Annotated in this window: 20 protein-coding genes; 10 read left to right on the plus strand and 10 right to left on the minus strand. The window is 42.5% G+C overall.

What is annotated here, in order from left to right; genetic code table 11:
• Positions 1-47: 47 nt before the first annotated feature.
• The 3 genes from AC1MCB_RS02010 to AC1MCB_RS02020 form a co-directional block, all read right to left on the minus strand.
• A complete protein-coding gene (locus AC1MCB_RS02010; RefSeq protein WP_479967077.1) occupies positions 48-1,388 on the minus strand; it encodes a serine hydrolase in 1,341 nt (446 codons plus the stop codon).
• 117 nt (positions 1,389-1,505) lie between these two features.
• Positions 1,506-2,780 (minus strand): hemolysin family protein, encoded by a 1,275-nt coding sequence (locus AC1MCB_RS02015; protein WP_479967078.1) that lies wholly within the window; start codon positions 2,778-2,780, stop codon positions 1,506-1,508.
• 22 nt (positions 2,781-2,802) lie between these two features.
• Complete coding sequence (locus AC1MCB_RS02020; protein WP_479967079.1) at positions 2,803-4,257, minus strand: PQQ-dependent sugar dehydrogenase; 1,455 nt, start codon at positions 4,255-4,257, stop codon at positions 2,803-2,805.
• Between the two features lie 141 nt (positions 4,258-4,398).
• Between AC1MCB_RS02020 and AC1MCB_RS02025 the strand changes: the two genes are divergently transcribed.
• Complete coding sequence (locus AC1MCB_RS02025) at positions 4,399-4,527, plus strand: hypothetical protein (RefSeq protein ID WP_479967080.1); 129 nt, start codon at positions 4,399-4,401, stop codon at positions 4,525-4,527.
• Positions 4,528-4,645: 118 nt separating this feature from the next.
• Here AC1MCB_RS02025 and AC1MCB_RS02030 read toward each other — a convergent pair whose 3' ends face one another.
• Positions 4,646-5,101: a cold-shock protein gene (locus AC1MCB_RS02030; RefSeq protein ID WP_479967081.1), complete on the minus strand. Its 456-nt coding sequence runs from the start codon at positions 5,099-5,101 to the stop codon at positions 4,646-4,648.
• Between the two features lie 355 nt (positions 5,102-5,456).
• Between AC1MCB_RS02030 and AC1MCB_RS02035 the strand changes: the two genes are divergently transcribed.
• From AC1MCB_RS02035 to AC1MCB_RS02055, 5 genes are all read left to right on the plus strand, one after another.
• Positions 5,457-6,176: a hypothetical protein gene (locus tag AC1MCB_RS02035; protein WP_479967082.1), complete on the plus strand. Its 720-nt coding sequence runs from the start codon at positions 5,457-5,459 to the stop codon at positions 6,174-6,176.
• A gap of 267 nt (positions 6,177-6,443) precedes the next feature.
• Positions 6,444-7,622, plus strand: coding sequence for a DNA polymerase IV (gene dinB / locus AC1MCB_RS02040; protein ID WP_479967083.1), 1,179 nt, complete (start codon positions 6,444-6,446; stop codon positions 7,620-7,622).
• Positions 7,612-10,566: a DNA polymerase III subunit alpha gene (locus AC1MCB_RS02045; protein WP_479967084.1), complete on the plus strand. Its 2,955-nt coding sequence runs from the start codon at positions 7,612-7,614 to the stop codon at positions 10,564-10,566. The genes dinB and AC1MCB_RS02045 overlap by 11 nt, the downstream gene beginning before the upstream one ends.
• 47 nt (positions 10,567-10,613) lie before the next feature.
• On the plus strand, positions 10,614-10,790 hold the full coding sequence (locus AC1MCB_RS02050) for a hypothetical protein (protein ID WP_479967085.1): 177 nt from the start codon (positions 10,614-10,616) through the stop codon (positions 10,788-10,790).
• A 108-nt stretch (positions 10,791-10,898) separates the two neighbouring features.
• On the plus strand, positions 10,899-11,648 hold the full coding sequence (locus AC1MCB_RS02055) for a hypothetical protein (RefSeq protein ID WP_479967086.1): 750 nt from the start codon (positions 10,899-10,901) through the stop codon (positions 11,646-11,648).
• On the opposite strand, the gene AC1MCB_RS02060 is transcribed toward AC1MCB_RS02055, so the two are convergent.
• The gene (locus AC1MCB_RS02060) at positions 11,645-13,477 is read right to left on the minus strand and encodes a serine/threonine protein kinase (RefSeq protein ID WP_479967087.1); all 1,833 of its coding nucleotides are present in this window, start codon (positions 13,475-13,477) and stop codon (positions 11,645-11,647) included. The two genes, AC1MCB_RS02055 and AC1MCB_RS02060, sit on opposite strands and share 4 nt — an antisense overlap.
• A 213-nt stretch (positions 13,478-13,690) precedes the next feature.
• Between AC1MCB_RS02060 and AC1MCB_RS02065 the strand changes: the two genes are divergently transcribed.
• Both AC1MCB_RS02065 and AC1MCB_RS02070 read left to right on the plus strand, forming a co-directional pair.
• Positions 13,691-13,882 carry a hypothetical protein gene (locus AC1MCB_RS02065; protein ID WP_479967088.1) on the plus strand — a complete coding sequence of 64 codons (192 nt, stop codon included), beginning with the start codon at positions 13,691-13,693 and terminating at the stop codon, positions 13,880-13,882.
• 11 nt (positions 13,883-13,893) lie between these two features.
• Positions 13,894-14,811 carry a PRC-barrel domain-containing protein gene (locus AC1MCB_RS02070; RefSeq protein ID WP_479967089.1) on the plus strand — a complete coding sequence of 306 codons (918 nt, stop codon included), beginning with the start codon at positions 13,894-13,896 and terminating at the stop codon, positions 14,809-14,811.
• Between the two features lie 22 nt (positions 14,812-14,833).
• Here the strand turns inward: AC1MCB_RS02070 and AC1MCB_RS02075 are convergent, their stop codons facing one another.
• Positions 14,834-15,508, minus strand: a complete 675-nt coding sequence (locus tag AC1MCB_RS02075) for a hypothetical protein (protein WP_479967090.1) — start codon at positions 15,506-15,508, stop codon at positions 14,834-14,836.
• A 192-nt stretch (positions 15,509-15,700) separates the two neighbouring features.
• Between AC1MCB_RS02075 and AC1MCB_RS02080 the strand changes: the two genes are divergently transcribed.
• Complete coding sequence (locus AC1MCB_RS02080; protein ID WP_479967091.1) at positions 15,701-16,093, plus strand: DUF1398 family protein; 393 nt, start codon at positions 15,701-15,703, stop codon at positions 16,091-16,093.
• Positions 16,094-16,256: 163 nt separating this feature from the next.
• Here the strand turns inward: AC1MCB_RS02080 and AC1MCB_RS02085 are convergent, their stop codons facing one another.
• From AC1MCB_RS02085 to AC1MCB_RS02100, 4 genes are all read right to left on the minus strand, one after another.
• Positions 16,257-17,795, minus strand: a complete 1,539-nt coding sequence (locus tag AC1MCB_RS02085) for a SulP family inorganic anion transporter (RefSeq protein ID WP_479967092.1) — start codon at positions 17,793-17,795, stop codon at positions 16,257-16,259.
• A gap of 134 nt (positions 17,796-17,929) precedes the next feature.
• Entirely contained in the window at positions 17,930-19,168 is a 1,239-nt protein-coding gene (locus AC1MCB_RS02090; protein WP_479967093.1) for a hypothetical protein, read from the minus strand.
• Positions 19,169-19,172: 4 nt separating this feature from the next.
• Positions 19,173-19,742: an RNA polymerase sigma factor gene (locus tag AC1MCB_RS02095; RefSeq protein WP_479967094.1), complete on the minus strand. Its 570-nt coding sequence runs from the start codon at positions 19,740-19,742 to the stop codon at positions 19,173-19,175.
• Positions 19,743-19,907: 165 nt separating this feature from the next.
• Positions 19,908-20,612: a DUF4397 domain-containing protein gene (locus AC1MCB_RS02100; RefSeq protein WP_479967095.1), complete on the minus strand. Its 705-nt coding sequence runs from the start codon at positions 20,610-20,612 to the stop codon at positions 19,908-19,910.
• A gap of 211 nt (positions 20,613-20,823) precedes the next feature.
• Between AC1MCB_RS02100 and AC1MCB_RS02105 the strand changes: the two genes are divergently transcribed.
• Positions 20,824-21,126, plus strand: coding sequence for a hypothetical protein (locus AC1MCB_RS02105; RefSeq protein WP_479967096.1), 303 nt, complete (start codon positions 20,824-20,826; stop codon positions 21,124-21,126).
• The last annotated feature ends 4 nt before the right edge of the window (positions 21,127-21,130 follow it).

The following is a 21,130-nucleotide window of genomic DNA, read 5'->3' on the forward strand; positions in this document are numbered from 1 at the left end:
TAAGTCCGTAATAATAAACCCCGGTTATTGCGACCGGGGTTTTTATTTTACTTATTCACTTTTTTGCCGGGCTGACTTCTCCCGCCCTGAATTAATACCATCTCGCTAAAATTGCCGTCCTTATCTTTTCTAAATTCTATATCTGCATCTACTTCTTTAACAAAAAAAGTATCTTCCTTAAATGCATAGAGCTGCACTTTTGGCTGTGAAGTGGGTTGTCCAAATAGATGGCCATCCTCCAAAGAAAAGGTGATTGAAAATTGTGGCGACAGTTGGTAGGTGCCTGTATACTTTTTCAGTATATCGGCGCTTACGGTTATTTCTTTTTTGGCTTGCGGAAGCTTATAAGGTTGGTCATACAGTATGGCTAAAGCGTCCCTGGTGATCTGGCTGAGATTGGAATTACCGTAGTTATTCAGAATAATGATGCAAACATTGTCTTCGGGGATCCTGGCCATATTAGATGTGAAGCCAAATATTCCTCCTCCATGAGCGATCACTCTTTTTCCGAAAGTACTATCAATACCCATCCCGTATCCGTAATTATTCTTAACCGGAGTGGCAGCTTTGTCGAAGGAGGCTTTGCTGATGATCTGGTTGGTTAATAAGCCTTTGTGCCATTTATACAAATCACCGGTTGTGCTGTATATAGCTCCGGCGGCGTATGATACGGTTGAATCCACAATAGGTGCTTCGATACTCTCCTTCGTTGAAATAACAAAATAGCCCTTTGCTTTACCTGCAGCTTTTAAACCGGTAAAATCAAAACCTGTCGAACTCATGTTTAAAGGTTTGAAAATTAAATCACGTAAAGCTTGTTCATATGCTTTGCCGCTTACTTTCTGAATAATATATCCCAAAAGCATGTAACCAGAATTACTGTAGGCATAGTTAGTTCCCGGCGAAAAGTTAAGAGGTTTATCTTTAAACAAAGCAATCATCTTTTCTTCAGAGATAGGCTTAACCGCCTCTGTTTGCATAAAAGCCGGGTCGTTGGTGTAATTGAAAATGCCGGAAGTGTGCGTCAGCAGGTTCTCAATGGTTATGCTGTCGCCTTTTGGAAATGCTGGGAAATACTTACTGACCTTATCACTGACATTCAACTTCTTCTGTTCCTGCAGTTTCAAAATGGCTGCAGCTGTAAATTGCTTGGTCACTGATCCGATCTGAAATATAGTGTTAGGTTCATTTCGGACACTGTCTTTAAAATTACTAAAACCATAGCCCTTGTTCAGCAGGATCTCCCCGTTCTGTGAGATTAAGATAGTTCCGTTGAACTTGTTGAGCTTTGAGTAGTTTTCGATAAGTTCCGCCAGCTTTTGCTGTTTGGTCTGGGCAGATAAGGCTGAGCTTATCCCGATCAATAAAAAGATGAGTAAATTTTTCATGGTTGATGTGAAGCTTAGGTTAATGTAGCTAAAACTAAATAAGTTATCAGATTGGACGAGCCAACCACGAAGAAAGTTACAGGAAATTAATAAGGAATCGTCTCAAATAAAGGGATGCTAGCTAAGCCTGGTGATCATCACTTTATCAATTCGCATTGAATCCATATCAACTATTTCAAGCTCAAAGCCTTCCCATACTATCCGCTCTCCTGCAACAGGGATATTATTTAGCTTGCTGAGAATAAGCCCGGCGAGGGTTGTAAAGCCCTCGGCATCCTCGAAATCAGTAAGCTGAAAGTATTCAACGAGCTTGTAGTAGGGACATAGGCCATCAGCAAGCCAGGAGTTATCACCTCTTTTAATTATGTTAAAATCTTCTGGATTAACTACCTGAGTATCTCCAATCAGTGAATCTACGATATCTTTAACTGAGAGAACTCCCTGCACGGCACCGTACTCGTCTACAACGACAACCAGGTGTATTCTGAACTCTTTAAACTTTTCGAGTACACGATAGGCAGGCATATTTTCCGGAACATAAACCGGTTTCCTGACCAGATCGTGCAACCTGAATGCAGACGGTTCAAAGCTGTGTTGAAATATCTGGCTGACAGACACGAGGCCGAGAAGTTTATCGGGTGAGCCATCACTGACGGGATAAACAGGATGCGAGTTCTGCCTGATTATTTCCCGGATCTCCGGTAAACCATCATTGATATCAATCCACACTAATTCTGAACGATGAGTCATCAGCTCGCCGGCCTTCCGATCGCCAAGTGCAAAAACTCTTTTTACGATGATCTGCTCAATCTCCTGAATTTCCCCGCCACTGGTGCTGGTTGCAATAATTGACTTGATCTCTTCTTCGGTGATAATACCGTCCTGCTTTTCTTTAATGCCGAAGATCCGGAGAAATAATTCGTTTGTATGCGAAAGAAGCCAGACAAAGGGTTTCATTATGCGGGATAAGATATTCATCGGTCCGGCAACAAATGAAGCAATTTTTTCGGGAAATGTAAGCCCGATGCGTTTGGGTAGTAGTTCGCCGAATACTATTGAAAAATAGGTGATGACCATAACCACAAGCAGAACTGCCAACGTGTCGGAATACTTACCAACGAACGGTATTGTATTTAGAAAGGATTCAAGGTTGCTGGTGATCTTGTCACCGCTGAATATTCCAAGCAAGATTCCGATGAGCGTGATGCCAATCTGTACTGTGGAGAGAAAAGTGTTCGGGTTTTCTGAAAGGTCCAGTGCCTTTCCAGCTTTTTTATTCCCCCTTTTAGCAGCGTTCTCTAGTGTAAATTTCCGCGACGAGATAAGAGCTATCTCACTCATGGAAAAAGCTCCGTTTAAAAGGATTAGAAAAATGATAATTAGAAACTCCATTACTAGTTAGAAACCCCGTCTATTACTCGTTAATCGGTGTTAGCCTGTAAATAATTCCAGGATTCTCTACAGCTATATAAAGGTACCCATCCGGGCTCATTCTAACATCGCGCACTCTTCCTATATTTTTAAAAAGGATTTCTTCGCTGACCACTTTCTTGTCTGTTAAAACAGTCCTGTTAAGGTATTGAAATCTCAGGGAACCCGACATCAGGTTGCCTTCCCAGCCCTTATACTTATTTCCAGTGACGAATGCCATGCCACTAGGCCCGATAGAAGGCGTCCACTGGTGAAAAGGCTGTTCCATATTTTCCTTCGCGGTTTTAGTGTTGGGGTTGATTGGTTTGCCATCGTAATTAATGCCGTAGGTGATATCGGGCCATCCGTAATTTTTACCAGGCTCAGCAGCATTTATCTCATCTCCGCCGCGTGGACCATGTTCATTCAACCATATTTTTCCGGTTACAGGGTGCATAGTCATACCCTGCGGGTTACGATGTCCGTAGGAGAAGATCGACGCTTCCGCACCGGCAGTCTTAACGAAAGGATTATCTGCTGGAATCGAGCCATCAGGATTTATCCGGTGAACTTTTCCCTGGTCACTTTCTTTGATTGACTGAGGAAATCTGTTATGGTTGCCACGGTCACCAACAGAGAAATACAAGCTGCCGTCTTTAGCAAACTGCATCCGCGAGCCGTAATGATGTCGGGTGGAAGTATAGGGCTCAGCAATAAAGATGTCTTTCTGATCTGTTAACTTTCCATTATCAAAGCGTGCCTTCATGATCGCCGTGGTTGCTAACTTGCTGTCATCACTTTTGGCCTTTGAATAGGATAGATATATTAGTTTATTTTTTGGATAGTCAGGGTCTATAATTACATCCAGGAGGCCACCCTGTCCCGCGTTAACTACCGGCGGGGTTCCGGTAATAAGAGTTTTTGCACCGTCTTTCTTGACATAATAGAAGTTTCCGTTCCGGTCAGTTACCAGCATTTCTTGATTTGGCAGAAATGTGAAGCCCCACGGAATTTCAAGCCCCTGTACAACGGTGTCGAGACGGATGGTTAAGGTTTCAGTTTTGAAGATATTAGACTTGGGCTTGTCGGAAGCTGCATACCGGTCGACATTTTTGATCCCGGTGATAATGTAATCTGCCAGCTGGTATGTTTCCTTATCGGTAAAGGAGGCATCGAAAGAGGGCATTCCGTCATCAGAATAGCCAAGCTTAATAGTTTTAAAAAGGTCTTCCCTGCTATTGCCGTATTTCCATTTTCTGTCTGCGAATGCATTCATTTTTTCGCCATGACAACCTCCGCAATAGGTTTGGTAATGAAGAGCCGCTTTCCCAAAGCTGCTGTCCGGTGCAGAAATGTGGGTAATCCTGAGATGGTTTTCCTGCCTTTCGGATATGTTGAAGCGCATTAAAAAGAAGCTGCTGCTGAAAATTATAAACAGGGTTCCGAGGTATTTGAGCATATGAATGGTTAATTGAGCTTAGAGATGAATATAATTTGCTAACGTATTAAAAAGAGTTAATGTTTTAACCCTCCAGGTAAGCGAATTTTACTGTTATAGGTAATCGCATAAGCTTGCAATATACTTATCAAAAGTCATGATTTGAGACAGAAAATAGATTGGGTTGCTTATTCGGAGGCGGATCTGGGACTTTTAATCAAATTGGCTGCGGAGATACTGGTTGAAGTATGGGAGCAGTGGAACTGCGTTTTACAGTTGAATGATAAATAGTTTTCTCTCCATTGTGTCGTAAGAAAAAAGGCTGTAAATGCACCAGGCTCCCGGAAACCGGAAGCCTGGTGTATTTAGCCGTCAACATCCTAAGGGGAATTGATGCTGCCTGCTGTATTTAGACTTTCTTAACAGAAATCGCGTTTGGTCCTTTTTGACCTTGCTCTGTTTCAAAAGTTACTTTATCGTTTTCTTTTATCGGATCGACTAGCCCATTTATATGAACGAAGACACTTTCCTGGGTATCCTGATCCTTAATAAAGCCATAGCCTTTAGACTCATTGAAAAAAGTAACTGTACCTTTTCTCGGTCCTGCCGGTTGATCAGAAGGAACTTGTTTGGCTACGCCAATCTGAATATCTTCAGCATTGATCACCTTTTTCTTCCTGGTCGGATCAGGAGGAGTTGACGTAATGTTGCCATTTTCATCAATATAAGCCATCATTTCGTCAAGACTCTTGCCTTTAACGGCACTGGCTTTACGCTCTTCAGCTTTCTCTTTTTTCTCCTGCTGCTTTTTTAGTCTTTTCTTTTCTTTTTCTTTTTTGTTAAATGTTTCTGTAGGTCTACTCATCTTTTTTTATTGTTGCAATTTTGCGCAGAACAAATATCGGCATTTAGAATTGAAATCTCATTGATTTTTAGAAACTTATCCCCGGCTCGACTATTATTACCTGCTTTCTATAAAATTATTATTATTCTCAGAAATTAAACTGGTTTTCATGAAAAAAGTTTAAGCTTTCAAAAGTTTAAGCATTAATCTATTGAAAGCCATATAAAGAAGCTTCCGTTCTGGCCGTATAATCTTATCGCTCCTAATTTGGATAATGGCGTTTATTTCTGTAAATTATATAATACAAGCGCCCCGTGCTGTCTACAAACCAACTTGCCTGATCCCAAAATATTGTTCACCACTAAATCTTCATATCATGAGAAAAGTTTTTATTTTCCTGATGCTTATTCCTGTGTTAGCAATAGGCCAGTCAAAGAATGTTCTAAACTCCTTCCGGGTATATCCCAAAACCGACAAACAGATCGATTTCGAAAAGGCATTAACCAGTCATGCTCAGAAATATCATACGGGCGATTGGAAGTGGCGGGTTTGGAGCATTGAATCCGGTCCTGAATCAGGTGGCTATATGGTTACAGAAGGTCCGTCCAGCTGGGAAGCTATAGATAAGAGAGGCGATATCAGTAAGGAACACATAGCTGATTGGGGGCAAAATGTTTTGCCGCTAACTACCGGTCAGGGCACATCCGTCTACCCGGTATTTATGCCTGACCTGAGTACAGTCCAGCTGACTGATTATGCTGATAAGATTGTGATTAATCATATGACCGCCAGACCAGGGATGATCAACGCAGTACTCGACTTGATTAAGAAGCAACAAAAGGTCTGGATGAAAGACAAACAATCGGTGGCCGTGTATTCATTAGTTGCCTCCGGGGAGCCTGGGTATATTACGGTTTCCCGCTTAAAGGACGGGCTTAAAGAGTTAGAGGAAAGCTATCGCAAACCCATGGCTGAAAGGTATAATGCTGTTCATGGTGCAGGGGGCTTCGATGCCTTTCTAAAGGATTATGCACTTGCTGTAGAAAAACGCTGGTCAGAATTGCTGATATATCACCCGGAATTAAGCTCAAAGTAATAGAAAAAGGGTATCAAAAGCAGGGGTAATAAGAGAACTATCCCTGCTTTTAATTACAAAATAAGCTTCTACAGAAACATCGCGCCGGAGGCTTCTATTCGCTGCCCGTTGATATGACTCAGGTTATCTTCCGGGTCGTGATGATTTGCACAGGAGCTAAACACTCTTAAATCGCCAGGATGCACGAAGGTAAGCCGGCTTCCGTGGGTTTAGGATGCTTTGATTACTAAAGTATTTAGTAATTTAGCAGTCTCAATCCATCTCTAAATGCTAACTGTTAATGACCGGCGGTATATCGCCCATTTCGATCTCGACAGCTTTTTTGTCAGCGTTGAGAGATTAAAGAACAGTAAGTTTATAGGAAAGCCCATCATTGTTGGTGGCCTTAGCGACAGGGGAGTAGTTGCTGCCTGCAGCTATGAAACCCGGGCATTTGGGGTACACAGTGCCATGCCTATGAAACTGGCCCTAAGGCTTTGTCCGCAGGCCGAGGTCATTCGCGGTGATTTTGACAGCTATAGCCACTACTCAAGACTTGTCACCTCCGTTATTCGAGATGAAGTGCCGGTTCTTGAAAAAGCCAGCATTGATGAGTTCTACATGGACCTGACGGGTATGGACAAATTCTTTGGGTGCAGTAAGTTCACGGCCGATCTTAAAACAAGAGTGCTGAAAGAAACAGGACTTCCGATCTCGTATGCTCTTGCTTCCAATAAACTCATTTCTAAGGTGGCCACGAACGAAGCCAAACCGAACGGACAGATTGAGATAGATTTTGGCAATGAGAAACCATTTCTGGCACCTTTAGCCATTAACAAAATGCCCGGAATAGGCGAGAAGACCTCGGTGCTCCTCAGACAGATGGGTGTGGAAACCATCAAAACCCTCAGTGAGATTCCGCCCGCGATGCTTCAAAGTCGCTTTGGCAAGACCGGAATTGAACTATCCCGTAAGGCGAACGGGATTGATCTTAGTCCGGTTATCCCATATTCAGAACAGAAAAGCATAGGCAAGGAAGAGACCTTTGAAAACGATACGATCGATGTGGGATTCCTGTACGGCGAATTGGTGAGGATGACCGAAAACGTGGGCTTTCAGCTTCGTCAGCAAAAGAAACTAAGCGGTTGCGTGACAGTAAAACTTCGTTATGCAAACTTTGATACGGTAACTAAACAAGCTGTGATCAGTTACACGGCGTCCGACCAAGTACTGTTGCAAACAGCTAAAGAATTATTTAAGAAGGTATATGACAAACGGCTCTTAGTAAGGCTTCTAGGAGTGCGACTTAGCCATCTAATTCATGGTCAGCAACAGATCAATCTTTTCACCGATACCCATCAGAGCATTCGTCTTTACCAGGCGCTCGATCATATCCGTAACAGGTACGGAGAAGAGGCCGTTTTTCGTGCGGTTTCCCGAAACTTAACAAGCCAACATGTACATTAACTGCAAAACTTATTTCAGCTATCGATATGGGACATACAGTACCCGGGCATTGGTGGATGAAGCTGCGGAGCGGGGCATTCGCAGTTTAGCATTAACCAATATCAACGGCACCCCTGACGCCTGGGACTTTGTCGACTTCTGCCGTCAGAAGGATGTTAAGCCGCTTCTTGGTTCTGAGATCCGTAAGGGGAATAAGGTCTTGTATATTTTGCTGGCCAAGAGTAATGCCGGCTTTACGCTGATAAACCGGTTTATATCTTTTCATAAAACTTTAAAGTCTGATTTTCCGGAACGGCCGGAATTCAACGAGCATGTGTATGTAATTTATCCGCTCGCAACTCTGCCTCCTGATGAGCTGCGTGAAAACGAGCTGATAAGCGTTACACCGGCAGAGTTGAATAAGCTTTTAAATATTCCTGTCTATAAGTATCCTGCTAAGTTTGTCATCCGGCAACCAGTAACTTTTCAAAGTAAAACATACTACAATCTGCACCGCCTGCTTCGGGCAATAGATCAAAATACCCTCTTGTCAAAATTGCTTGCTGAAGATGTTGCTTCTCCAGATGAAAGGTTTCTCCCGGAAGCAGAACTTATGACTCATTTCCGGGCATTCCCGGCAATGATCGCCCGGACTATTCAGCTAATGGAGGAGTGCTCTATCACCACCGAACTTGGGATGGATAAAAACAAGAAAACCTACACCGGCTCTCTTGAAGGCGACCGTTCGTTGTTGCATAAGCTGGCATTTGAAGGGGTAAGCAACCGTTACGGAAAGGGTAATAAGGAAATAACCGAGCGGGTGAAGAAGGAATTGAAGGTTATCAATGAAATGAACTTTAATGCCTATTACCTGATTGTTTGGGATGTGATTCGTTATGCCAGAAGCCGTAACTTTTTCTATGTTGGCAGGGGAAGCGGCGCTAATTCTATTATTGCATACGCGCTTCAGATAACAGAGGTAGATCCCATTAGCCTGGACCTTTATTTCGAAAGGTTCCTCAATAGACACCGCTCGTCACCGCCAGACTTTGACATTGACTTTAGTCATACCGATCGCGACGAAGTGATTGACTATATCTTCAAGCGGCATGGAACTGAACATGTAGCATTGCTGGGAATGTACAGTACCTTTCAGCGTAAAGCTATTGTACGTGAATTGGGAAAGGTACTTGGATTGCCAAAAGCAGAGATCGATCATTTGGTCTCTAACAACAAAAGCTCGTTTGGTGAAAATAGCTTGCACAACATCATTCTTAAGTATGAGAATTTGATCAGAAGTTTTCCAAATCATCATTCGATTCATGCTGGAGGAATGCTTATCTCGGAAGAACCGATCTATGCCTACTCAGCCCTGGAGTTGCCTCCTAAAGGCTTTGCAACCTCGCAGATGGATATGTTTCTGGCCGAGAAGATCGGATTGTTTAAACTGGATATTTTAAGCCAGCGCGGGCTAGGTCATATCAAGGAAGCTATGCGCCTGGTAAAGCAGAACCGCGGGATTAGTATTGACATTGAGCGAACGGCAGATTTCATGGAAGATGAAAAGGTGGCCGCTCAGATCCGTTCTGCCAATACTGTCGGCTGCTTTTATATAGAAAGCCCGGCGATGCGGCAGCTGCTGTTAAAACTCCGTTGCGATAACTACCTGACATTAGTTGCGGCCAGCTCTATTATCAGGCCCGGCGTTTCACAGTCAGGCATGATGAAGCAGTACATAATAAATTTTCATAACCAGGATAATATCAAATATTTGCACCCGAAAATGGAAGAATTACTTCAGGAAACTTTCGGGGTGATGGTATACCAGGAAGACGTTATCAAAGTGGCTCATCACTTTGCCGGACTTGATATGGCTGAGGCCGACGTCCTCAGGCGCGCCATGTCAGGAAAGTACCGTGGTCATCAAGAGATGAATTTGTTGGAAGCGAAATTCTTTGCTAATTGCAAGGACTTCGGTTATCCCGAACATATTAGTCGGGAAGTATGGAGGCAGATTGCCAGCTTCTCCGGATATTCTTTCAGCAAAGCGCATTCAGCGAGCTTCGCGGTAGAAAGCTACCAGAGTTTATATCTCAAAACCTATTACCCGCTCGAGTTTATGGTGGCGGTGATCAATAATTTCGGTGGGTTTTATCACACACAGTTTTATTTTCATGAATTGAAACGTGCGGGAGCAAATTTACATGCACCTTGTATTAATAACAGTGGGAAATACACTTCAATACATGGTGAGGATGTATTTATCGGATTTATTCATCTTGAAAAGCTAAATGCCGGATTGATTAAAAAAATCACTGCAGAAAGAGATCTCCATGGGTCTTTTACCTGTCTGCAGGATTTTATCGAACGCGTGCAACCAGGCATGGAGCAACTAAACATCCTGATCAGGATAGGGGCTTTTCGTTTCACCGGAATGGATAAGAACGAGCTGTTATGGAAGGCCAACTTTTTACAGAAGCGTACACAGGAACATCCAGTAACAACTGCCCTGTTTGAGGAGCCAGCAATCGAGTTTTCATTGCCTCAGTTCAACAAATACCCGCTGGAAGACGCATTTGATGAAATTGAAATTCTGGGATTTACATTAGGAAACCCTTTTGAACTGCTGGATCACGAACTTGGAGGAATCAGCTATGCAAAAGATCTCGCGAGCAACTCAGGCAAGCAGGTTACCGTGATAGGGCAACTGGTAACTATTAAAGATTCCCGGACATTTAAATCAGAACGGATGGCTTTTGGTACTTTCCTGGATCCGAAGGGTGACTGGTTGGATACGGTACACTGGCCTGACTCGCTGCAAAACTTTGCATTTGCAGGAAATGGGTTTTATAAAATGTCCGGAAAAGTGATTGAGGATTTTGGAGTTTTTGCAGTCGAAGTGAGGAGAATGCAAAAGATTGGCCTTAAAGATCGTAACTTCATAAAGCAAGACATTGTGCGTTAGTTAGAGCGTTAAAACATCGAGTATTAGTAACTTAACAATTAACCGATATGAAAAGGAATAACGCATTGAATATAAGTGGTATTATACTGATATTATTAGGAATAGTAATGATAGTACTCGGTGTAAATACAGGCCCAAAGATTCTAATACCCCCGATAGTAACCGGAATTGGGTTTATGGTTATTGCCTGGACATTCATGATGTTCAAAGAAAGGCAGGGCTAAATTAATATTGGCATGGTTTGCGAAGAGGTATGCAATTTTAAGATTTGAAACGTTTAGAATATCTTTAGCCGCATCAAACACCCGTAGTCAGTCAACTTAGCATACCGAATGAAGAAACCTTTTTATTATCTTGTTAGTTCAGCAATCCTATTCTTCTCCTCCTGTTCTTCCATTTATATTCCAAACGTGCCTAACACACCCATGTTAAGTTCTAAAGGCGAATTAAGTGCTAGTGGACACATCTCTTTGAAAGGCAATGCTAGTTTCAATTCAGCCTATGCGGTGTCGGATCATTTTGGGGTCCTTCTAAACGGCTCGGTGATGAACAGCAACCGGACCAAAAAAGACTTCAGTCATAATCTTTTGGAGACTGGTGCAGGTTATTTTACGACTTTCGGAGCGAACAATGACCGCGTTCTGGAAATCTATGCCGGTTTCGGAAGTGGTAACAGTGAGCGAATTTATAAGGAAAAAACAGACGCAGGATTGTCTACTACTGATCGTCAGGAATTTGCTTTTGGAAAATACTTTATGCAGGTGAACTACAGTTCGAAAGAGAAAAAGAATCTCAAATTGTTCGGTAAGAATTTCCCCCTCAATTACGGCACAGCTGTTCGCGCTAGCTATGTGAACATGAAAGAGTTTATCCGGAATGATTTGAATCAACCTACTGAGGACAATATTTTCATCGAGCCGGTATTCTTCACCCGGATGGCATTAAATCGCACGGTACAGATCCAATATACTAGTGGAAGTAACTTCGGTTTGAAAAACCGTAAATTTTTAACTGCCGGAAGTTCAGTGTTTACTGTAGGGTTGGTAATTAACGTGGGAGGTCAAAACCTGAACGGTTATTAGTCGATCCTGCGGAGATCCACCTTGCGCAGCCAGCCCTTAGTGATCTGGCGATCTGTATTAAAGAAAATTACATAGATAAATCCATTAGTGTCTTCTGATGCAGTCAGTTCTGAATCGTTGACGTTGGACAGATAAATTGGCCTTCTGCTTCTTATGTCTGGTTTATCATAGAAGTAGGCTTTCGGTACAGCCAGCGTATACCTGTTAGTTGTTGACTTGCTTGTTTTAGGTTCATAATATTCTGGATTCTGGTAAGGCTCTTGATCCAACTCAGACTTTGTCTTTTTAGGAGCTGATTTTGCCGTTTTCGATGTAGTGCTTCTGGATTCTGTTTTTTTTTCTTCGAGCTTTTTAACGGCCGGCTTCGGTTTGGAATCCTCGTCGTTTACTTTGCTTGCACTTGTTTCTGTCGGTGCTTGTTTATTCTCCTCCGGTATTGGTGGAAGCGACCGAACAAGCGCAGCTGTATCAATCGCAGATAGGCTGTCGGCGTACATGTCAGCCGTCAGGTTTTGAAACGTGTCTCTCCCAGCTCCCGGACTATCCAGATCAGAGTAAGTGGTCATCGTAGTTAATGATTCAGGTTTTCTGAAAAAATAAGAATAAGCTGCAATGATCCCAAATAAAACAATCAAACCCACAAGTGCGTAAAAGACAGGCCGTGATAAATTCAGCTTATTACTATCCGGATTGTAATCGGCAGTCTGGTATTTGTATACGTCCAGCTGTCCTTCCTTTTGAATGATCAGCGCCTTCAGACGTTTTATTTCCGCCTCTTTATCATCCACATCTTTCGGCTTTTCGATGCCTTCTTTTGTTTGAAGAGTAGATACTATTGGCGGAGGAGTAGTTGGTGCAGCAATAACTTCCTTTTTTTCAGCAGGTTTTACTGGAGTAATTGCACTCTCAGTTGAAGTCACTTCTTTGCCCTTAACCTGGCTGGTTCTTAAAGCTTCCTGCAATTTAATGCCATTACTGTACCTTTTTGACGGGTCCTCCTGCAGACAAATACTTACGATATTAGAGAGCCATACCGGAATGATCATTTCTTGTTTCTTCTCTGTATCTGTCCAGCTAAGAGGCAAACTCTCATAACGCCGTTCTTTAATCTGTTGTCCGATAGAAGGAGCAGGTATCTTATCAGGATCTGCACTGGAATGGGTTTCAACACTCTGGCGTTCCGGTAGAGTTCCCGTAAGCACTTGAAATAATATCATCCCAAGGCCGTAGACATCGGTTTCGAATAAAATTTCTCCGTTGAGTTGTTCTGGTGCAAGGTATTCTGGTGCACGTGCATGCTCCAGCTCGGTTTTTCTCTGTTCATCCGTGAGCAATACCCTTCCGAAATTTAAAAGAACATAACTACCGGTTTCTGAATTTAACCGGATATTGTTGCTGTTGATCCGACCATGTCTAACCATGGCAGAATGACAGTGCGCGAGTGCGTCCGTCAACTGAGTTGCAAGATCCACGGCCTGGTCCAGTTTAAAAACTGCATTATTGGGCAGCGTTAAAAGCTCCTCCAGGTCAGGACCCTGAATATATTCGGTTTCTATATAAGGAAACTGTTCCTTTTCAGTAAGACCTGTGTTAATGATCTTAACCACATGGATATTTGGGACATGGTTCAGGTGCTTTAATCTCTTAATCTCCCTGAGATAGGTAAGTGTTCCCGGATCATCTTTCCTGCCCAAGTTTATAGAGTAGGGAAGGATTTTGATAATGGTCTCGATTTCCTTTACTCTACGACCCTTAAAAACAGTTCCTTCACCGGTCTCGTTTAAAGCATTAATCTTTTCAAGCCCCGCTATTTTAATTTCTCTTCTCATAATAATACTCCAGCCTGTGATAACGAAAAATGTCGTTGTTTAATACAATCTATTCCAATATCATTCCAAATATCTCTATAATGAATGAAAATAAGTGCAGAATAATCCTGAATTCGAATGACTTATACAGATCTATATACGGCGAGGGTCGATTAAGGGAAATTAAAAACTTATGATTAACTATGCTGTTGTTTAACAAAAAAACTTAATGATATGGCTGAAATTCATGTACAACGTAAACGCAGAAACCTTTGGTGGTTATGGCTTTTGATTATTCTGATAATTGCAGCGGTGATTTATTACCTGTATACAAACAATTACTTCAACAGCGGAGATCTGAAAGCGATGATTCATTCTTCTCACGATATGCTGATCTATACTTCAAGAAGCTTTTCACTAGTTTAAATTAATCAACTATGTCATCAAATAGCAGCGATTACAGCCATCTAATTGAGCTGGGAAAAAGTAATTACGAGATCGCCACAGGCGAATCTGATATCCGGAACTGGGTTGTTAAAAATGAAAATGGAAATATCTTAGGTGAAGTTCAAGACCTGATCTTTGATTCAAAAGCCAAAAAGGTAGTATACCTGGTTCTGGATCTGGATCGCAATGAACTCAATCTCAAAGAGCGCAAAGTTCTTCTGCCCGTTGAATATGCTGATATCAACGAAGCTTACAAGAACGTTGTGTACAAGGGTTTAATGCCTAATGAACTGGCAGCCCTCCCCACCTACGAAAAGGGGAAGATTAGCCGCAATTCTTTGGATCTTACCATGAGCACGTTTCTTTCCAGCATGCGTACGGATGCCACAGTTAATCATGGTTCGGCGAGCGGCTCAAGGCAGACTGAAGTTCGCAATGTAGAAACCAGGGAAGAAGCAGCAACAATTCCACAGCAAAAAATACAAGATACGCCTGTAAGCAATAATGATACATTCTATACCGTAATCGGTGCGTTTGACCAGCCACGGCAATTGCAGTCTGTTGTAGAATATTTATTAAATCATGGATTTCGCAGGGATGAGATTACGATTTCAACCCGCCATGAGGACTTTGAACATGAGCAGCACAACCGTGGAGAAAGTGAAATAACTCATTTTTTTAAGGCGCTATTTAATAATGATGAGGAAGCGAGACAGTATTCTGAAGCTGCGGCCCGCGGTTCGGTGGTAACGGTGGACGTTAACTCAGCCAAGCAGGCCGAAGAGGCAGCTAAAATTCTTGATAAGCATGGCAGCGTTGATATGAGTGCCGGCAGGCTTGCTAATATGAGTACATCAGACAGTAAGACAGGACATAGCAGAATTTTTGAACGACGCATTGGTAGGTAAAAAGGACCTTACTGCTGCTTTATTATAATCCTGATTTTAAGAATTCCACAGATATTGAATTAACATCCTCCGGAGTTCCCCATACCATTAAGGGCGAAGGTACTCTGGGGGCATTTTTTAACTTTTCTACTTCAGTATTGTCCAGGTCCGCGGGGTCTCCCCAAACCATTTTTGGAGCAGGCACCAGTGGAGCGTTCTTCAGCTTTTCAATAGACGCTGAATCAAGTTGATCCGGGCTTCCCCAAATCATCGCGGGAGCAGGAACCAGAGGAGCATTTTTCAACCTTTCTATAGAAGCCAGGTCAAGATCTTCCGGACTTCCCCAAATCATCGCGGGAGCAGGAACCAGAGGAGCATTTTTCAACCTTTCTATAGAAGCCAGGTCAAGATCTTCCGGACTTCCCCAGATCATTTCAGGTGCTGGAACTAGAGGAGCATTTTTCAATTTTTCAATAGAAGCTAAATTGAGTTCTTCAGGAACTCCCCAAACCATTTCGGGTGCTGCAACAAGATCTGCAGCTTTTAAAGATTCCACTGTGGGTGAGTATACGTCCCCGGGATTACCCCATACCATTTCGGGATTTCTGAATGCTTTGCTTGTTTCTTTTTTAGCTGTTCGGTCAGGGTTACCATCAGCAAAACCGTTGAATGAAAATCCTATGATCAACGCTGCAGTTAAGATGTTTTGAGTTTTCATGGCATTAATTATTTTCAGTGTTTATTGTTATTTTGTTGATCAAATTTATAGCGGGTCTCGATGCAGGACAATTGCTATCTGGCAGGCATCCTAAACAAATCGGTAAACGGGGGAATTTTTCCGGTAAACGTTTTGAACGAAGTTGGTTATCTTTAATAGGTCGGTGAAACCGGCTTTTTAGCAGAAAAATGTATGAAACTAAGCGAAGAATTGATCTTAGAGGTAGATCAGCAAGCTAAAGTCTTATCTTATCCTGAGTATGTAAAAAGGTTGAAAGAGATCGGTGTAGCCAATTACGAGGTGCGCCTAGAAAATCACAACCGCAAATTCACTTCACGGAACGGAGACGAAGTTTTATTAACAGGCGACGTACCCGTTGTTGATTGTGCTAAGAATTTTAATCTTGAAGCCGTCAAAGAGGCTTTGAGACGCACGCAAAATGGCTTGACTGATTATTCTCAGTTCTTAAGCGAGATCGCAGCTGCAGGAGTTCATAACTATCTTGCAGACCTCGGAGCTATGAAGATACTTTACCTGGGTGTCAACCCCGCTGATCTGTATACGGAATTGATTCCAGAAGCATAGACTTGAGCAATGTGGATTATGGGGTTATAGGCTTAGATGGTTATGACCGGGTAATAGGTTAGACCCTTTCAAGTTATGCTTTGCAATTGAAATGATAGTTAATGATTGTACGGCTTAGCATAACCCTATCACTCCCTAACCCTATAACCATTTTCATACTTGCTTATTTCCCACCAGCAACTTGGTATCCCGGGTCTTCGATAATATTCACATCGATCACGTCATCAGCATTTTTTAAAAGCCTAATGCAATCCGGACTTAAATGTTTCAAACGAAGAGATTTCCCTGCCTGTTTGTATCGGCCGGTTAGTTTATTCAGGGCATCGATTCCCGACATATCGGCTACGCGACTTTCCCTGAAATCAATGATCACCTCGAGAGGATCCCCCTCAAGATCAAATTTCTCATTAAAAGTGGCTACAGATCCAAAGAAGAGTGGTCCAAAAATTTCGTAATGTTTGACACCCGCATCATCTATATATTTTCTTGCCCTGATGCGTTTAGAGCTCTCCCAAGCAAATACAAGAGCGGAAATGATCACACCTATCAGAACCGCCAGTGCGAGGTTATGTAGTAGCACGGTAATAACTGCGACCAGCACACCAACAAAAATGTCGGAGCGCGGCATCTTGTTGATGATTCTGAAGCTGATCCATTCGAAAGTGCCCACCGCGACCATGACCATTACACCGGTAAGCGCAGCCATAGGCACCAGTTCAATAACAGGGGCTCCAAAAAGTATAATGACAAGAATTGTTAAAGCCGCGACAATCCCTGAAAGCCGCGCGCGTGCTCCTGCTGATAAGTTAACCAGTGTCTGAGCGATCATCGGACAGCCGCCCATGCCGGAGAAAAAGCCATTCAGTATGTTGGCGCTACCCTGGGCCATACATTCCCGATTGCCATTACCGCGCGTTCCTGTCATCTCATCAACCAGGTTGAGTGTTAACAGACCTTCTGTTAAACCAACACCCGCCATAATTAGCGCATAAGGAAAGATGGTTTTCAAAGTCGCTATGTTCAGCGGGATCTCCGGGATATGAAAAGGTGGAAAGCCACCACTCACAGAGGCGATGTCCCGCACAGTTTTAGTATCAATATTGAAACCCAGAACAATTAGAAATATTACAATAATCGCGATTAGCGAAGGAGGTATTGCTTTTGTAAACCGTGGAATAACAACGATGATTGCAATGGTTAGCCCAACAAGAGCAAGCATGATTATTAAAGGGGATCCGCTTAGCCAGGTGCTTTCACCATTTACTACCGTTTTAAACTGCTCGAGTTGTGATATGAAGATAACGATCGCCAGGCCGTTAACAAAGCCGTACATTACCGGTTGGGGAACCAGCCGTACAAACTTGCCTAACTTAAACAGCCCTGCCAGGATCTGAATAATTCCGGCAAGAGCTACCGCCGCAAACACGTATTCAATCCCATCGGATTGCATCAGCGCAATTAATACGATCACAGTTGCACCCGCTCCGCCGGAAATCAACCCGGGCCTTCCGCCGAGTAGCGAAGTAACTAACCCCATAATGAAGGCAGCGTATAAACCCATGAGGGGAGGAAACCCCGCCAGGATAGCGAACGATAAAGATTCGGGCATCATGGTCATGGCCACGGTAATACCAGCCAGAACCTCAGTTTTATAATTTACCTTTTGTGAAAAATCAAAAAGACCGAAATAAGACCTCGTCATATACTTAATGAGCTTGAGCTCCCCTTAAATCGGGGAACAGGGGCCAAAATTGCAGAAATTAATAATGCATGTGGTGGTATACAACTAAAGATTCCCTGACTGGTTTGGTGCTGAGCTATTTTCTACTACGCCTGTCAGATTTCTATCTTAAGCCTAAGCCCGGTTCCAAGGAGTTTTAGACCTTCTTGTTTGCTTTCCTTAAAAGGCACTTTAACGAACGGCTCGATCGAAAGAGATGTGTTTTTAGAAACCTGTTGTTTGAATCCGAATGAAAAATTATACAGCCCTAAATATTTGCTATTTTTCAAATCGGCGTTCGGTACCTTTTCAACTGTTCTTTGGCTTTCGACCAATGTTCTGATCTCTTGTTTGCCTTCCGCTATATTGAAGGACCGCTCAATCAATTTTGCTTCCACATAGGTGTTTTTACTACTTTGATTCAGCACGGCAAATGCGGATACTCCCATATTTGCATAAACATTTTTACTGAGGTGGAATTTAACATCAACAGGTATATCTATACCTGTAAAGTTCGACTCCGCGGATTCAAGGACCTTTCCCGCTAACATGATCGTTGTTTCTGGTTGCACAAAGTCTTTCGCCGCTGCCAATTGGTTAATAGAAATTCCAGAACTCAGCGAAAGCTTATCGGAAAGGGCATAAGCCATGCTCACACCATATCCCAGGGTTAGTTTTTTAGTACTACTGTAAGATGGTGATACAACAAGCCCCATATCCCATTTACTAGCTTCTTCACCAATGGCAGGCTCTTTTTTGGTTATACTAACTGATCTGTTTTCAGTAGCAAGAAATTCTCCAAAAGAGATCTTGCTGTTTTCGGACTTTTTCTCCTGCGTTACCGGAGCCATAGCAATTGCCCCCGACTCAAATAATAATTGAAGGGAGTCAGCCGTAGAGTTAGCTTGCGCCGTAAGAACTATTTTTGATGCTTCGAGAAATTCAATGACTTTCAGGCTCAATTCATTTTGATTTTTATAAGCGCCGTCAACCGGATCAGGTAAATTGTATTCCAGTTGAACAGAATTTAATGCAGCATCTATCTCTTTTATGTTGACTAAAGCCTCATCTGAATGACTGATGATATCGCCATCTGTAGCTTTGTCGTGGGCTATGGCCATTTGGGTACTTTTTGCAACCCTGCCTGTTTTAACAGACTCCTTAAGTGTGAACAAACCGAAGCCAACCAGCAACACGGCTGCCGCACTGCTCAATGTTCGTAGCTCAAAAGTTAATCCCTTCTTGCTTTTTTGTCGCTGGTTAAAATTCTCCCAGGTCCCGTCGATATAAGGTTCTTCATAATCCTGCAGGCCAGCTTTAATGCGTTTAATTAATTCGTCATCCGATGGTTTCATTCGATCATTTAGTTGCATATGATTGAATTAGAGTTTCTGAATACAATGTTCTAAGTTTAGTTTTCGCCCGGGTGAGGTATACCCTGCTTGAGCTTACCGGGATATTGAGCATTTCAGCTATTTCATCGTGAGAGAAACCTTCAATTTCATACATGTTAAAAATCAGGCGATGCATCTCCGGTAATGCGTGCAGCAGACATAAGATATCCTGCACGTTCAATTTCGAGATCACATTGACATCACTGCTGGGATGCTGATATTCTGTGATATCTTCAATATACAGATAGGTTTTTCTTGTTCGGAGAAAGTCAATTGCTGAGCGGGATGAGATCTTCGCAATCCAGCCGCGAAAGGCTTTATTTAGATCTTCCGGTTCCCGGGGAAAATTAAACTGTGATATATTTTTGAAGATTTTTATAAAGCTGTCGTTAACCAATTCTTCCGAATCGTTCCTGTCAGTAATGTAGCGCGAAATAACACCCATAGCATAACCATAAAACGCCTTGTAGACCCGTTCCTTGCTATTGTTGTCGTTCCGTAAACACCCCGCTAAATCGTCTCTTAGTTTCAGCATTGTTGTTTCAAAGACCGGCGATTACTGCTGTTATCATTTCTGACAAAATAAGGAGGGATTATACGATACAAATTTTGAGGCTACGTAGGCTTAGACAGCTTGGCCTCATTAGATTGTTAGGGTGTTTTAAAAACCGGTCCGCACGCAGACCGGCTTTTATCATTACTATTTGTGTGTAAAAACGGCAACCCCCAATTTTGTATCATCGGTCGCGGCTTTAAGTCCTTTTACCCAAACGGTATAGATCTTTCCGGCCTCTATTTTCACGTCGGCGATAGTGGCTTCAGTAGCACCGGTTGCCTTATTTTTAACGTTAAACGTTACTTTTTCTGCGGGATCGATAGATTCAAAAGCAGAGAATTCTTTAAAGGCTTTGTTTGTAAAAACATCAGTTGCTTTACCGGCAATAGCTAAATTCAATGCCGGGGCATCGGGGCTAGCATTTACAAAGCGTATCCTGGCTTTACCTGTTGCAGGTTGAGTCAGATCGTCTTCCAGAAATAAAAACTTCACTGTTTCAAGTTTGTCGATAACGAAAAGTGAATAGCCAAACCGCGGCTTAAACGTCAATGAATCGGATAGAAGAGCGGTCGTCACTCCTTTTTTAGTGATACTTAATTTACGTTTTCCTGAAATCACGTTAACGTAATCCATTTTGTTTGTGTAGCCAAAGTCAGCGGTGTTTGCCTTTTTTGTATCCACTAGTACATCCAGCTTTTCCGTGGTCGGAGATGCATGAATAACACTAAGACCTGAAATTTCCTGAGGAGTGATTCCCTCGTCTTTAGAACAGGCTGACAGCGCAACCGATAAGGTAATTGCGGCAATAATTATTTTCGATGTTGCTTTTACTGAGTTTATAATTTTCATGACTTATTTTTAAAGTGAATAAACGGATAGGATAATGGCCATTACCTTCTTTCTTTAAAACGAGATGTAACGTGAAAACGCTACAGTGAGGAAAGGTTTTTTTCGGAAAGCTTACAATCATTTGGTTTCATTCCTATTCAGCCAATTATTGGTACAATGTCTTAGAGCATTGTTATTTCTTTAAGTTTACATCTAACTTAAATCATCTGTTATGAAGATATTCCCAACAAAATTCCTTTTTCTCTTATTTAGTGTCGGGCTGATACCGGCGTTATTGAATTCTTGCCTGTCCTCAAAAACGTATCATGGAACAGTATTGAATACAGAGCAGGGAAAGGATGGCTATACGGCTTACCTGGTTAATAAAAAGGGTGAAAAGTTTGATGCTGTATTTTCGATACCGAGGATGGAAGGCAACTTTCGTTTATTGAAAGCAGGGGAAAAAGTAAGACTTGAAGGAGATACCATACATCTCGAACAAAGAGTCAGAGTTCTCGTTAAGAAAATACGTTAGCTTA

The organism is Daejeonella sp. AP26 (assembly GCF_056680515.1).